The organism is Paracidovorax wautersii (assembly GCF_900113035.1).
In the GTDB taxonomy this organism is placed as follows: domain Bacteria; phylum Pseudomonadota; class Gammaproteobacteria; order Burkholderiales; family Burkholderiaceae_C; genus Paracidovorax; species Paracidovorax wautersii.
The window spans coordinates 92,949-107,455 of sequence record NZ_FONX01000009.1; the positions used below are offsets into that span (position 1 = coordinate 92,949).

At 69.9% G+C, this 14,507-nt stretch carries 11 protein-coding genes; 8 read left to right on the forward strand and 3 right to left on the reverse strand.

What is annotated here, in order from left to right; translation table 11 throughout:
* Positions 1 to 36: 36 nt before the first annotated feature.
* Both katG and BM070_RS14235 read left to right on the forward strand, forming a co-directional pair.
* Positions 37 to 2,265: a catalase/peroxidase HPI gene (katG, locus tag BM070_RS14230; RefSeq protein ID WP_092940081.1), complete on the forward strand. Its 2,229-nt coding sequence runs from the start codon at positions 37 to 39 to the stop codon at positions 2,263 to 2,265.
* Between the two features lie 161 nt (positions 2,266 to 2,426).
* A complete protein-coding gene (locus BM070_RS14235; RefSeq protein ID WP_092940082.1) occupies positions 2,427 to 3,707 on the forward strand; it encodes an NAD(P)/FAD-dependent oxidoreductase in 1,281 nt (426 codons plus the stop codon).
* Positions 3,708 to 3,758: 51 nt separating this feature from the next.
* Here BM070_RS14235 and BM070_RS14240 read toward each other — a convergent pair whose 3' ends face one another.
* Both BM070_RS14240 and BM070_RS14245 read right to left on the reverse strand, forming a co-directional pair.
* On the reverse strand, positions 3,759 to 4,154 hold the full coding sequence (locus BM070_RS14240; RefSeq protein WP_092940083.1) for a VOC family protein: 396 nt from the start codon (positions 4,152 to 4,154) through the stop codon (positions 3,759 to 3,761).
* Between the two features lie 65 nt (positions 4,155 to 4,219).
* Positions 4,220 to 4,765, reverse strand: a complete 546-nt coding sequence (locus BM070_RS14245) for a PAS and helix-turn-helix domain-containing protein (protein WP_092940084.1) — start codon at positions 4,763 to 4,765, stop codon at positions 4,220 to 4,222.
* An 81-nt stretch (positions 4,766 to 4,846) separates the two neighbouring features.
* Between BM070_RS14245 and BM070_RS14250 the strand changes: the two genes are divergently transcribed.
* On the forward strand, positions 4,847 to 5,653 hold the full coding sequence (locus tag BM070_RS14250; RefSeq protein WP_092940085.1) for a CoA transferase subunit A: 807 nt from the start codon (positions 4,847 to 4,849) through the stop codon (positions 5,651 to 5,653).
* Between the two features lies 1 nt (position 5,654).
* Positions 5,655 to 6,293, forward strand: coding sequence for a 3-oxoacid CoA-transferase subunit B (locus BM070_RS14255; protein WP_092940086.1), 639 nt, complete (start codon positions 5,655 to 5,657; stop codon positions 6,291 to 6,293).
* Between the two features lie 80 nt (positions 6,294 to 6,373).
* Here BM070_RS14255 and BM070_RS14260 read toward each other — a convergent pair whose 3' ends face one another.
* Complete coding sequence (locus BM070_RS14260; RefSeq protein ID WP_092940087.1) at positions 6,374 to 8,032, reverse strand: glucan biosynthesis protein G; 1,659 nt, start codon at positions 8,030 to 8,032, stop codon at positions 6,374 to 6,376.
* 356 nt (positions 8,033 to 8,388) lie between these two features.
* Here BM070_RS14260 and bglX point away from each other — a divergent pair, with 356 nt between their 5' ends.
* The 4 genes from bglX (at position 8,389) to BM070_RS14280 (ending at position 14,479) form a co-directional block, all read left to right on the forward strand.
* On the forward strand, positions 8,389 to 10,686 hold the full coding sequence (gene bglX / locus BM070_RS14265) for a beta-glucosidase BglX (RefSeq protein ID WP_092940088.1): 2,298 nt from the start codon (positions 8,389 to 8,391) through the stop codon (positions 10,684 to 10,686).
* A 135-nt stretch (positions 10,687 to 10,821) separates the two neighbouring features.
* On the forward strand, positions 10,822 to 12,150 hold the full coding sequence (locus BM070_RS14270) for an HD-GYP domain-containing protein (RefSeq protein WP_092940089.1): 1,329 nt from the start codon (positions 10,822 to 10,824) through the stop codon (positions 12,148 to 12,150).
* A gap of 153 nt (positions 12,151 to 12,303) precedes the next feature.
* Positions 12,304 to 13,152, forward strand: a complete 849-nt coding sequence (gene imuA, locus BM070_RS14275; protein WP_139222837.1) for a translesion DNA synthesis-associated protein ImuA — start codon at positions 12,304 to 12,306, stop codon at positions 13,150 to 13,152.
* A complete protein-coding gene (locus tag BM070_RS14280; protein WP_092940090.1) occupies positions 13,118 to 14,479 on the forward strand; it encodes a DNA polymerase Y subunit UmuC family protein in 1,362 nt (453 codons plus the stop codon). Before imuA ends, BM070_RS14280 begins: the two co-directional genes overlap by 35 nt.
* The last annotated feature ends 28 nt before the right edge of the window (positions 14,480 to 14,507 follow it).

Below are 14,507 nucleotides of genomic sequence, written 5' to 3' on the forward strand. Positions count from 1 at the left end.
ACCATTTCCTTCGTCAACAGCCCCAGAGGAAGCCCCATGACCGAAGCAAGCAAGTGCCCCTTCCACGCCGCAGCCGCCAACGGTGGAACCATCAACAAGGACTGGTGGCCCAACCAGTTGCGCGTCGATCTGCTGAACCAGCATTCGTCCAAGTCCGACCCGCTGGGCGGCACCTTCAACTATGCCGAAGAGTTCAAGAAGCTCGACTTCGAAGCCCTCAAGCGCGACCTGCGCGCCCTGATGACCGATTCGCAGGACTGGTGGCCGGCCGACTTCGGCCACTACGGCCCGCAGTTCATCCGCATGGCCTGGCACTCCGCCGGCACCTACCGCACGGGTGACGGCCGTGGCGGCGCAGGCCGCGGCCAGCAGCGCTTCGCCCCGCTCAACAGCTGGCCCGACAACGTCAACATCGACAAGTCGCGCCGCCTGCTCTGGCCCATCAAGCAGAAGTACGGCCAGAAGATCTCCTGGGCCGACCTGCTGGTGCTGACCGGCAACGTGGCGCTCGAAACCATGGGCTTCCGCACCTTCGGCTTCGCCGGCGGCCGCGAAGACACCTGGGAACCCGATCAGGACGTGTACTGGGGCAGCGAAAAGACCTGGCTGGGCGGCGATGACCGCTACGGCAAGGGCAAGCCCGGCGACGGCACCCTGGTGGCCGAGCCCGCCATGCACGGCAGCGAGAAGGATCGCGTGCTCGAGAACCCCCTGGCCGCCGTGCAGATGGGCCTGATCTACGTGAACCCCGAAGGCCCCGAAGGCAACCCCGACCCGGTCGCCGCCGCGCACGACATCCGCGAGACCTTCGCCCGCATGGCCATGAACGACGAGGAAACCGTCGCGCTGATCGCCGGCGGCCACACCTTCGGCAAGACCCACGGTGCCGGCCCGGCCGACCACGTGGGCGCCGAACCCGAAGCCGCAGGCCTGGAACAGCAGGGCCTGGGCTGGGCCAGCAGCTTCGGCTCCGGCAAGGCCGGCGACGCCATCACCAGCGGCCTGGAAGTGACCTGGACCAGCACCCCCGCGCAGTGGGGCAACGAGTTCTTCGAGAACCTGTTCAAGTTCGAGTGGGAACTGACCAAGAGCCCGGCCGGCGCCCACCAGTGGCAGGCCAAGAACGCGCCCGCGACCATCCCCGACGCGCATGACCCCAGCAAGAAGCGCGTGCCGACCATGCTCACGACCGACCTGTCGCTGCGCTTCGACCCGGCCTACGAGAAGATCTCGCGCCGCTTCCTGGAGAACCCGCAGGCCTTCGCCGAAGCCTTCGCCCGCGCCTGGTTCAAGCTGACCCACCGCGACATGGGCCCGCGCGTCCGCTACCTCGGCCCCGAAGTGCCGAAGGAAGAGCTGGTCTGGCAAGACCCGATCCCGGCCGTCACCCACGACCTGATCGATGCCGCCGACGTGGCCGCCCTCAAGGAACGCGTGCTGGCCTCCGGCCTCACGGTGCAGGAACTGGTCGGCACGGCCTGGGCCTCGGCCTCCACCTTCCGCGGCTCCGACAAGCGCGGCGGCGCCAACGGTGCGCGCATCCGTCTGGCACCGCAGAAGGACTGGGCCGCCAACCAGCCTGAGCAGCTGGCCCGCGTGCTGCAGGTGCTCGAAGGCGTGCAGCGCGACTTCAACAAGGGCGCCGACGGCGACAAGCGCGTCTCGCTGGCCGACCTGATCGTGCTGGCCGGCGCGGCCGGCGTGGAGCAGGCCGCCAAGGCCGCAGGCGTGCAGGTGACCGTGCCCTTCAACCCGGGCCGCGCCGATGCGCGCCAGGACCAGACCGACGTGGAATCGTTCTCCGTGCTGGAGCCGGTGGCCGATGGCTTCCGCAACTACACCAAGGCCCGCTACAGCGTGCCGGCCGAGGTGCTGCTGCTGGACAAGGCCCAGCTGCTGACCCTGACGGCGCCCGAGATGACGGTGCTGGTCGGCGGCCTGCGCGCCATCAACATCAACGTGGGCGGCTCTACGCACGGCGTCTTCACCGCCACCCCCGGCGCGCTGACCAACGACTTCTTCGCCAACCTGCTGGACATGTCCACCGAGTGGAAGTCCGCCGGCGACGTCTTCGAAGGCCGTGACCGCAAGACCGGCGAGAAGAAGTGGACCGGCACGCGCGTCGATCTGGTCTTCGGCTCCAACTCGGTGCTGCGCGCCGTGGCCGAGGTCTATGCCAGCGCCGACGCCAAGGACAAGTTCGTGCGAGACTTCGTGGCCGCCTGGGCCAAGGTGATGGATCTGGACCGCTTCGACCTCGCCTGATGCATGCATGTGCGCACCGCTGGCCGGCCTGCCCGGCCGGCCGGTGCAGTGCCTGCCGCAAGAGCCCGCCTCCTGCAAGGGAGGGCGGGTTTTTCTTTTTGCTGAAAGCAATCAGGGTAAGCCCTAAACTTGACGCATTGCAAAGACGTGAGGGAAAAGGTATGCATTCAGACATCGTGATCGTGGGCGGCGGAGCTGGCGGGCTGGAACTGGCCGCGCGCCTGGGGCGCCGGCTCGGTGCCAAGCTGGGCCGCGAACGCGTGCTCCTGGTGGACCGCTCGCCCTTCCACATCTGGAAGCCCACCCTGCACGAAGTGGCCGCGGGCACGCTGGACGCGCACCAGGAAGGCCTTTCGTACCCCGTGCTGGCGCGGCGCAACCACTTCGGCTTCGCCATCGGTGACCTGGTGGGGCTGGACACGGCGCACAAGACCATCGAGCTGGGCGAGATCCGCAACGCCGAAGGCGAGCTGCTGGTGCCGCGCCGCACGGTGAGCTATACCCGGCTGGTGCTGGCCATCGGCAGCGGCTCCAATGCCTTCGGCACGCCGGGCATCGAACACGCCTACCTGCTGGAAAACGTGCGCGATGCGCAGCGCTTCCACACCGACTGGCTGGGCGCCTGCGCGCGGGCTTCGTTCTCGGACAGCCGCGCGCTGTCCATCGCCATCGTCGGCGCCGGTGCCACGGGCGTGGAGCTGTCGGCCGAGCTGCTCGAAGCCCATGCCGAACTGCTGGAGAGCCTGGGCAGCAGCCAGCGCTTCCGGCTCGACATCTCCCTGGTCGAAGGCGGCGGCCGCATCCTGGGCGGCCTGCCCGAGAAGATTTCCGCGCAGGCCGAAGTCGCCCTGCGCCGCAAGCAGGTGCAGGTGCTGACCAACACCCGCGTGACCGAGATCCGCCGTGGCGCGCTGGTCACGCCGGCCGGCGAGATCCCGGCCGACCTCATCGTCTGGGCCGCCGGCATCAAGGCCGCCGACGGCAACGCCCGCCTGGGGCTGGAGGTGAACCGCCTCAACCAGTTCGTCGTGGACGACCGCCTGCGCACTTCGGCACCCGACGTGCTGGCCCTGGGCGACTGCGCTGCCTGCCCCTGGGAAGACGGCAAGACCGTGCCCGCCCGCGCGCAGGCTGCCCACCAGCAGGCCGATTACCTGGCGAACGTGCTGGGCGCGTTGCTGCGCGAGCAGGAAGTGACCGAGCCCTTCGTGTACAAGGACTTCGGCTCCCTCGTCTCGCTGGGCGACAACAAGGGCGTGGGCAACCTCATGGGCGGCCTGGGCGGGCGCAACTTCTTCGTCGAAGGGCTGATCGCCAAGTGGATGTACATCTCGCTGCACCTGAACCACCACCGAGCCATCCTGGGCACGGGCAAGACGGTGGTGCTGGCGCTGGCGCGGCTGCTGCAGAAGCGGGTTTCGGGGCGGCTCAAGCTGCATTGAGCCTGCAGCGAATGCGGGAGGGGCCGGCGGCCTTGCCTGCCGCTTTCCCTTCTACAGGTGGCTCTGGCGGTACAGGTCGCCTTCGCCCGAGCGTGCGCGCCGCCAGATCTCCGCATCGTCCAACAGCGTTTCGATGAGTTCCACGGGCACGCCCGCATCGTCGATGATGGCGACCCGGTAGCCATCGATGGGTTCGTAGGGGCCCAGCAGCAGCGTTTCGCCTTCGATCGCGGCTTGCAGGTCATCGACCTTGAAGGCCGGATGGGGCACCGTCCTGATGAGCGGGTGCAGCGGTGAGTCGGGCGTGAATCGATGCCACTGGATGCGGAAACGGCCGCCGTTGTCCGTGGTGAACATGCCGGCCGCCTGGCTGAACTGTTCCTGTGCCCGGGGTTCCTCTGTCGGAATGCCGAGATGGTGGAACTCGTAGCGGATATGCGGCTTCATGTCTGTCGTTCTTTCAGGGCCCGTTGACGCGCTTTCGCTGGGCGAGGGAGCCTCCTGGCTGCCTGTCAGCCCGCCAGCAGCTTCTGCACCAGATCGCCCGCCGTCGAGGCGCTGTATTTGCGCATCAGCCGCGCGCGGTAGATCTCCACCGTGCGGTGGCTGATCTCCAGCGCCCGGCCGATCTCCTTGGAGGTCATGCCGTCCAGCAGGCGGGCGGCCACCTCGCGCTCGCGGCCCGTGAGCTCGGCCTTGACCGGGCGCTGCGCGCTCAGGTCCTCGAAGCTCCAGATGCCCGATTCGTGCGGCGCCTCGCGGTTGATCGCGCGGCCCGATACGTGGCACCAGAACACTTCGCCGTTGGCGCGCTTCATGATGCGGTTGTCGGCGTAGTGGCCCCGGGCGTTCAGGATGGGCTCCATGCGCTTGCCCAGCCGCTCGTATTCGTCGGCACTGGGGTAGAGAATGCGGAAGGACTGTCCGATCAGCACCTCGCGCGAGGCGCCGAACATCTCGCAGACATGGCGGTTGCAGTCCACCATGGTGCGATGGCGCGAGATGACCAGCCCGACGGGGGCCATGTCGAACGCGAGGCGGTAATCGGCGGTATCCATGAAAGTCTTTAGGGAGAACTACGTAGTAATGTACGTAGTATCGTAGCGTTCATCCATCCTGTCTCGATGAGGAGTCTTTCAGTGAACAAGCTATTTCCTTCGGCAGACGCGGCGCTCAAGGGCGTCGTGGCCGATGGCCAGATGCTGGCCGTCGGAGGTTTCGGGCTGTGCGGCATTCCGGAGGCGCTGATCGACGCATTGCGCGATTCCGGCGCCAAGGACCTCACGGTCATCTCCAACAACGCGGGCGTCGATGACTTCGGCCTGGGCAAGCTGCTGCGCACGCGGCAGATCAAGAAGATGATCTCCTCCTACGTGGGCGAGAACAAGGAGTTCGAGCGCCAGTACCTGGCCGGCGAACTGGAGCTGGAATTCACGCCCCAGGGCACGCTGGCCGAGAAGCTGCGTGCGGGCGGCGCGGGCATTCCGGCCTTCTTCACCAAGACCGGCGTGGGCACCATCGTGGCCGAGGGCAAGGAGCTGCGCGAATTCGATGGCGAGACCTACGTGATGGAGCGCGCCCTGGTGCCCGACGTGTCGCTGGTCAAGGCGCACCGGGCCGACAAGTCGGGCAACCTGCAGTTCCGCCTCACGGCGCGCAACTTCAACCCGGCGGCGGCCACGGCCGGCAAGCTCTGCATCGTCGAGGTGGAGGAGGTCGTCGAGGTCGGCGAGATCGCCCCTGACGACGTGCACCTGCCCGGCATCTACGTTCATCGCATCGTCCACAACCCGACGCCCGAAAAGCGCATCGAGAAACGCACCGTGAGCGCAGCCGCGCCGGTCGATGTGGTGGCCGCTAAGGTCGAGGCCCAGGCCGTCATCGCCCAGGCCGCCGCCTCCGCCGAAGCCCCTGCGGTGCCCGCCAACAAGAAAGAAGGAGCCTGACATGCCCTGGACCCAAGACCAGATGGCCGCGCGTGCGGCGCAGGAGCTGGAAGACGGCTTCTACGTGAACCTCGGCATCGGCATTCCCACCCTGGTGGCCAACCACACGGGCGACAAGGAAGTGTGGCTGCAGTCCGAGAACGGCATGCTGGGCATCGGCCCGTTCCCCACCGAAGACGCGGTGGATGCCGACCTCATCAACGCCGGCAAGCAGACGGTGACGACCATCCCGGGCTCGTCCATCTTCGGCAGCGACCAGTCGTTCGCCATGATCCGCGGCGGCAAGATCAACCTGTCCATCCTGGGCGCCATGCAGGTCAGCGAAAAGGGCGACCTCGCCAACTGGATGATCCCCGGCAAGATGGTCAAGGGCATGGGTGGCGCCATGGACCTGGTGGCCGGCGTCAAGCGCGTGATCGTGCTCATGGAGCACGTCGCGAAGAAGAAGGACGGCACCGAGGACCTGAAGATCCTGCCCGCCTGCACGCTGCCCCTGACGGGCGTGGGCGTGGTGGACCGCATCATCACCGACCTGGCCGTGATGGACATCACGCCCGAAGGACTGAAGCTGGTGGAGCTGGCGCCCGACGTGAGCTTCGAGGCCGTGCAGGCCAAGACGGGCGTGCCGCTGATCCGCTGAGTCTTTCGGCGCCTTGCGCCCCAAGCACAAAAAAGCCCGGCATCACCGGGCTTTTGGCTTTGGGGCTGTCGCTCCTGCTCTCAGGGGGTGGTGGCGGCCTTGTCCGGCGCTCCCGGCGCCGGTGGCTGCGTGAGCGTCTGCGGTTGCGCGGGCGCGGGTGGGTTGGCCGGAATCTGGTAGCTCCAGGTCTCGCTGACGGCCTTGTCGCCCTGCATCAGCGTGGCGCGCATCTCCACCGGCAGGGCCGGGTTCTTCACCCGCACGCGCACCGTCACGCGCCAGCCCTGGATGGCTGGGTTGCGTTGCAGGCTCACGCCCAGCAGGTCGGCGTTGCTGTCCACGCTGACCTGGGGCGTGATGGCCGTGCCTTCCGGCAGTTGGGCCACGGCGGGGCCTTCGAAGTCGATCAGGAAGGCGCTGGCGCCGTCGGGCTTGCGGATCAGGTTGGCCTGCAGCTCCTCGCTTTCGGTGTGCAGGGTCTGCCTGACCCAGGCGTTGTCGGCGCCGTGCAGCGCGGGCTCGTCCGTCGTCCAGTGCATGCGGTAGGCGAACTGCAGCATGTCGCCGCGGCGGGCCGGCGCGTCGGGCGTCCAGAAAGCGGCGATGTTGTCGTTGGTCTCGTCGGGCGTGGGGATCTCCATCAGCGTCACATGGCCCTTGCCCCAGTTGCCCTGGGGCTCGATCCAGGCGCTGGGGCGCAGGTCGTAGCGGTCCTTGAGGTCTTCGTAGCGGGAGAACTCGCGCCCGCGCTGCAAGAGGCCGAAGCCCTTGGGGTTGTCCACCTCGAAGGAGCTGATCGCCAGCTGGCGCGGGTTGTTCAGCGGGCGCCAGATCCATTCGCCCGTGCCGGTGCGGATGGCGAGGCCGTTGGAGTCGTGGATGGCCGGGCGGAAGTTGCCGCGCTTGAGTTCGGACTGCTGGTTGGGGCCGTAGAGGAACATGCTGGTCAGCGGCGCGATGCCCAGCGTCCTGACGTCGCCGCGCAGGAAGATGTTGGCCTGCACGTCCACCACCGCATCCTTGCCGCCGGGCACCACGGTGAAGCGGTAGGCACCGGTGGCGCGCGGCGAGTCGAGCAGGGCGTAGATGACCAGCTGGCGGTCCTGCGCAGCGGGGCGCTGGATCCAGAACTCGCGGAAGTTGGGGAACTCCTCGCCGCCCGGTGGCGCCGTGTCGATCGCCAGCCCGCGGCTGGACAGGCCGTACACCTGGCCCTTGCCGATCACGCGGAAGTAGCTCGCGCCCAGGAAGCTCACGATCTCGTCGAGCTTGCCGGGCTGGTTGATGGGGTAGAGCACGCGAAAGCCCGCGTAGCCCAGGTTGCTGGTGGCGCTGCGGTCGAAGTTCAGGTCGCCGAAGTCGAAGCGCCCGGCGTCGTAGCGGATCTCCTGCACGCCTTCGGGCGTGATCTCGTTGATGCGCACCGGGGCGTTGAACTGCATGCCCTGGTGGTAGAAGCTCAGGCGGAACGGCGTGGGCTGGTCGCGCCACTCGAAGCGGTCCGCGCGCGGCTGCATCTTCTGGTAGTCGGCGAACTGCATGCCGCTGAAGACGGGCGGCAGGTTGTTCGCCGGGGCCACGTAGGGCTTTTCCATCAGGTCGCGGGCCTGGCGGGTGACGTCGGCGAGCGAGAACGTCTGCGCCTGGCCCGCAGCGGGCAGGCAGAGCAGGGTGGCGAGACCGGCGAGGGCCAGGAGCGATCGGGCGCGCAGGCGTGCGGCGGCAAACAACAGGGTCATGGGCAGGGACGGTAGTTCAGTGGACAGGCTGCGGCGTGACGGAGCGTAACGCGGCGGCGCGGCGCCAGGCGCCTGCTCCGGCCAGGGGCGGCGCCCTCGGCGCCGGTGCGTGGCGCGTGCGATGGAGCCGAAGCAAGCTTCCTGCCGGGCCCCGGCATGTTGCGGCATGCAACAGTTCGGGGGCCGGGTTCGGGCGCGGAACGCGGACTTGAGCTTAGCATTCGCCACCCGCCGTGCCGCCTTGTGTCTGGCCGGCCGCATGCCCTGGCATGCAAAGCCCCGGTGGCCGATCGCCCGCACGTTCCCCGAGCGCGGCGAGCCCGCACCACCCGCGCCAACCATCCGAAAGTGACTGAATGAAGCAATCGTGGATTCTTGTGCTGTCCGCTGCGCTGGCGGCCCCCGCCGCCTGGGCGCAGGCGCCGCAGCCGAACCCCGCAGAGGCGAAGAAGACCTTCGTGGCCGACCTGGTCGGCCGCATGACCCTGGAAGAGAAGATCGGCCAGCTGCGCCTGATCAGCATCGGCCCGGACATGCCCATCGCGCAGCTGGCCGACGAGATCACCGCCGGCCACGTGGGCGGCACCTTCAATTCGGTGAACCGCCCCGACAACCGCCGCCTGCAGGATGCGGCCATGAAGACGCGGCTGAAGATCCCGATGTTCTTCGCCTACGACGTCATCCACGGCCACCGCACCACCTTCCCGATCGGCCTGGGCCTGGCGTCCACCTGGGACATGGCTTCCGTGGAGCGCATGGCGCGCACGGCCGCGCGGGAGGCTGCGGCCGATTCGATCGACATGACCTTCGCGCCCATGGTGGACATCTCGCGCGACCCGCGCTGGGGCCGCACCTCCGAGGGCTTCGGCGAAGACCCGTACCTGGTGTCGCAGATCGCCCGGGCCACGGTGCAGGGCTTCCAGGGCCCGCAGCGGCCGCTGGCGGCGGACCGCATCATGGCGAGCGTCAAGCACTTCGCGCTCTACGGCGCGGTGGAAGGCGGGCGCGACTACAACGCCGTGGACATGAGCCCGATGCGCATGTACCAGGACTACCTGCCGCCCTACAAGGCCGCGATCGACGCGGGCGCGGGCGGCGTGATGGTGGCGCTGAACTCCATCAACGGCGTGCCGGCCACCTCCAACACCTGGCTGATGCAGGACCTGCTGCGCCGCGACTGGGGTTTCAAGGGCGTGACGGTGAGCGACCACGGCGCCATCGTCGAGCTGACGCGCCACGGCGTGGCCCGCGACGAACGCGAGGCCGCCAAGCTCGCCATCCGCGCCGGCATCGACATGAGCATGGCCGACTCGGTGTACTGGAAGGAACTGCCCGGCCTGGTGCGCTCCGGCGAAGTGCCGATGCAGCAGATCGACAACGCGGTGACCGAGGTGCTCGGCGCCAAGTACGACATGGGCCTTTTCAAGAACCCCTACCTGCGCATCGGCGCGGCCAAGGACGATCCGGCGGACCTCAAGGCCGACAGCCGCCTCGACCGGCCGGCCGCGCGCGAGGTGGCGCGCCAGTCGCTGGTGCTGCTGGAAAACCGCAACGGCACGCTGCCGCTTTCCAGGAAGGCCTCCATCGCCCTGGTCGGCCCGCTGGCCGATGCGCCGATCGACATGCTGGGCAGCTGGTCCGCGGCCGGCTACGACAAGCTGGCCGTCACCCTGCGCGCCGGGCTGAACGCCGCCATCGGCCAGGGCGGGCGGGTGACGTATGCGCGGGGTGCCAACATCACCGGCGACGAAGCCATCGTCAAGTACCTGAACTTCCTCAACTGGGATGCGCCCGAGGTCACGCAGGACCCGCGCACGCCGGCCGAGATGATCCAGGAGGCCGTGCGCGTGGCGCAGCAGTCCGACGTGATCGTGGCCGCCGTGGGCGAGGCGCGCGGCATGTCGCACGAGTCGTCGAGCCGCACCAGCCTGGACCTGCCACAGAGCCAGCGCGACCTGATCACCGCCCTCAAGGCCACCGGCAAGCCGCTGGTGCTGGTGCTGATGAACGGCCGCCCGCTGGCGCTGCAGCGCGAGCAGAAGGAGGCCGATGCGATCCTGGAGACCTGGTACGCCGGAACCGAGGGCGGCAACGCCATCAGCGACGTGCTCTTCGGCGACTACAACCCCTCGGGCAAGCTGCCGATCTCGTTCCCGCGCTCGGTGGGCCAGATCCCCACCTACTACAACCATGCGCGCCTGGGCCGCCCGTTCACCGAGGGCAAGCCGGGCAACTACACCTCGCAGTACTTCGAGGAAGTGACCGGCCCGCTCTATCCCTTCGGCTACGGCCTGAGCTACACCGACTTCGCGCTGTCCGACGTCGTGCTCTCCAGCCCCACGATGGAACGCGGCGGGCAGATCGAGGCCGCGGTGACGGTCAGGAACACCGGCCGGCGCGCGGGCGAGACCGTGGTGCAGCTCTACATCCAGGACGTGGCCGCCTCGGTGGTACGCCCGGTCAAGGAACTCAAGGGCTTTCGCAAGCTGATGCTGCAGCCGGGCGAGGAGCGCGTGCTGCGCTTCCCGATCACCGAAGAGCAGCTGAAGTTCTTCAACGCCCGCCTGGAGCATGTGGCCGAGCCGGGCCGCTTCAACGTGCAGATCGGCCTTGACTCGCAAGCGGTGCGGGAGCAGGGCTTCGAGCTGCGCTGAAGCCATCTGTGCGCGGGTGTGAGGCAGGCCCGCATGCACGGGCCGCAGGGCGGGCGCAGACTCGTTTCGGAGGGCGGAAAGCGGCTTATATTCCCCGCCACAGCGCTCGTTTCGAAGCCTGCTCCTTCTGCCTGAATGAACGCTCTTTCCCAGAACGCCGACTCCCTTGACGATGGGGATCAGGCCGGCGACGCGCACTACCTGCGCGCCGTGACCGACATGGCCCAGCGGTGCACGGTGGTGGCGCGCGACGCCCTCTATACCGACAGTGGCATCAAGCTCCTGGACAAAGGCGCCCGCGTGGACAGCCGGCTCTACGAGCGGCTGGTGCAGCACAAGCTGCGCGGCTCCATCGACGAGCAGCTGAGCGTGGAAGATGCGGTCACCGTGCCGGATCTGACCGCGATGGCACGGGCGCAGTGCGCCAGCGAAGCGCTGGCCCGCATGCTGGTGGAGGCCGCGGGCGGCGCGGATCGGCTGCTGGCCCCGCTGCGTTCCCTGCCGCTGCCCGCGCCCATGGCCTTCAAACTGACCGTGATGCGCGAGCAGCGTCCCGAATTGCTCGCGCACAGCGTGCTCATGATGCTGACGGCCCTGTTCCTGGGCCTGCAAAGCGGCTGGAGCGAGCGCGAATGCACGCCACTGGCCGCTGCCGCGCTGCTGCACGACATCGGCGTGCTGCACATGGACCCGGTCTGGCGCGACCCGGTGCACAAGGTCACGGGCCCGGGCCGCAAGCACCTGGTGGCGCATCCGGTGACGGCGATGGTCGTCATCCGCGCGCTGCACGTGTATCCCAAGTCGGTCGAAACCGCCGTGCTGGAGCACCACGAGCGCATGGACGGCACCGGCTACCCCCGGGGCCTGGCGGGCGGGCAGATCTCGCCCATCGGCCAGATCCTGCTGCTGTCGGAGGTGGTGGCCGCCTTCTTCGAGAAATACCGCAATGCGCCGGCCCAGCGGCTGTCGCTGTCGCTGCGGCTGAACCACCGCAAGTTCCCGCCGGCGCTGACGGCGTTGCTGCTGCCCCTGTTGCAAAAGCTCCCCACGGGCGCGGCCGACCCCATTGCGCTGCAGCGCGAGGTGTCGCTCGGCATCGAGGTGCTGTCGGAGGCTTTTGGCTCATGGGACACGCTGCGCGCGGGGCTGCCCGCCGACTGGCTGGCCCTGTCGTCCGGCAAGGCCTGCGCCTTCATCGACCTGCGGCTGATCGCCCTGCAGAAAGCCCTGTACGAGGCCGGCTCGCACCCGCACCAGCAGGCCGAAATGCTGCCCTCCCTGCACGGCGACCCTCAGGGCCTGGCCGAGCTGGAACTGCTGGGCCGCGAGGCGCTGTGGCAGCTGCAGAGCATCCTCAACGCCAGCCACAGCCGCTGGCCGCAGCTGGCCCAGCGCGCCGACGCGTGCGATGCCGCCGTGGCCGACTGGCGCGACGCCTGCGCGCAGGGCCTGGGCACGGTCTGAGATCGTGAACACGTTCTGAAGGCCTGATTCCCGAGGCGGCGCCGCAGAGCCTGGAGCCGCCCTGCATGAGGGCCCATGGCAGACCTGAGGCCCACCCGGATGGCCCGGGATGCATCAATACTGTATATTTGAACAGTATTTCGTTGCCGCCCCATGTCCATCCCCGCCCCGCTCCATGCCGTGACCGCTGCCGCCCTGCGGCAGCCGGGCCGTGGCGTGCCCGAGGTGCCGGGCGTCTGGCAGGGCGGATCGTGGGGGGCGGCGGCGCCGCAGCGCGTCCGGCCCACGGGCCATGCATCGCTCGATGCCCAGCTGCCCGGCGGTGGCTGGCCGCTGGGGGCGATGGCGGAGCTGCTGCTGCCGGCGCAGGCCGCGCAGGCGTGGCCGCTCGTCCTGCCGGGCCTGGCCCTGGCGGTGGCGCAGGGCGAGCCTGGGCGCGTGGTGCTGGTGGCGCCGCCCCACGAGCCCTTCGCTCCCGCGCTGCAGGCCGCCGGCCTGCCGGCCCAGCGGCTGTGCGTGGTGCTGCCCGGCACCTGCCAGGCCGCAGAAGCCTCCTGGGCGAGCGAGCAGGCGCTGCGCTGCCGCGATGTGCTGGCCGTGCTGGCCTGGCTGCCGCAGGCGCGGCCGGAGATGCTGCGGCGCCTGCAGCTGGCCGCCGCCCAGCAGGGGCGCTGGCTGTGGGTTTTGCGCCCGGAGGCGCTGCGCGCCCAGGCTTCGCCCGCGCCGCTGCGGCTGTGGGCGCAGCGGGCCGGTGCGGATCTGCTGCGCGTGCAGGTGATCAAGCGGCGCGGGCCGCCCTTGCTCGAACCCGTGCTGCTGCCGCTGCGCCCCCCGGCGCTGCCGGCCGTGCTGGAGGCCCAGGCGCGCCGCCAGCAACAGGCGCGGGAGGATGCCGGCCGGCTGCTGCAGGCGCGCCGCCCGCCGGTGGCCGCCGCCCCGTCTTCCCCGCTGCCATCGGGACTGCTGCATGCACTGGGTCGCACTGCCCCTGTGCGCGGATGAGTCCGCCGCGCCCGGCGTGCCGGCCGAGGCCGGTGCCTGGTGGGCGCTGCGCTTTTCCCCGCGCGTGGCCGTGATCGACGAAGCGGTGCTGGCCGAGGTTTCGACCACCGCGCGCCTCTGGGGCGGCCTGCCGGCGCTGCTGGAGCAGCTGCGCGCCCAGGCGCCCGGCACCGCCGCTCCAACCGATCTGCCGCTGGCGCAAGGCCCTACGGCCCTGCAGGCCCTGGCCCGGCTGCGCCTGCAGCAGGCCGGCCATCCGCTGCCGCGGCGCCTGCCGCACGACCTGCCGCTGCGCACGCTGAGCGCGGCGCGGCCCCATGCCCAGGGCCTGGAGCAGCTGGGCTGCCGCACCTGGGGTGCCTTGCGGGGGCTGCCGCGTGCCGGGGTGGCGCGGCGCTTCGGCGGGCCCCTGCTGCATGCGCTGGACCAGGCCTGGGGCGACGCGCCGCACCAGCCGCCGTGGGTGGCGCTGCCCGAGACCTTCGCGCTGGAGGCCGAGCTGCCCGCCCTGGCCGAATCGGCTCCGGCCCTGCTGTGGTCCGCCAGCGCGCTGCTGCAGGCCCTGCAGGGCTGGCTGCAGGGGCGCCACCAGGGCGTGCTGGCCCTGCGCCTGCAATGGCACCACCACCTGCGCCGCCTGGACGGCGTGGATCTGCCGCCCTGGGACGGCATGGATCTGCGCACGGCAGAGCCCGCGCAGGAGATGGCGCACCTGCGGCGGCTGCTGGCCGAGCGGCTGGGGCACTGCCGGCTCTCGGCCCCGGTGGACCGCATCGCCCTGCGCGTCCTGCAGACCGGGCCGGCGCCTGCGGCCAGCAGCAGCCTGCTGCCGCCGGGCCCGCACGAGGAGGCGGGCGAGCCGTGGCATCAGCTGCAGGAACGCTGGTCCGCCCGGCTGGGCGCGCACCGCGTGCAGGCCGTGCAGCTGCATGCCGACCACCGGCCCGAACGCATGCAGTCCTGGCAGGCCATGGAGGGGGGCAGTGCAGGCCGGGCCGATGCGGCTTCGGCGGCAGGCACAGGCGGCACCAGCCTTACCCGTGCCACCGACCCGCGCGCCGCGCTCTGGCCGGCCTGGCTGGTGCAGCCGCCCGAGCCGCTGGCGGTGCAGCGCCACCGTCCCTGCCTGCATGGGCCGCTGCGCCTGCTGGCCGGGCCGGAACGCTTCGAGGCCGCCTGGTGGGAGGCCGCCGGCACCCCGGACGATGCATCGGCCGAAGGCCCGGCGCGCCGCGACTATTTCGTCGCCCATGGCGATGCGGCGGGCTATGTGTGGGTGTTCCGCGACCTGGAGGGGCGGTGGTTCCTGCACGGCCTCTACGGCTGAGAGCGAACGGGGCGGCGAAGGGTGAACG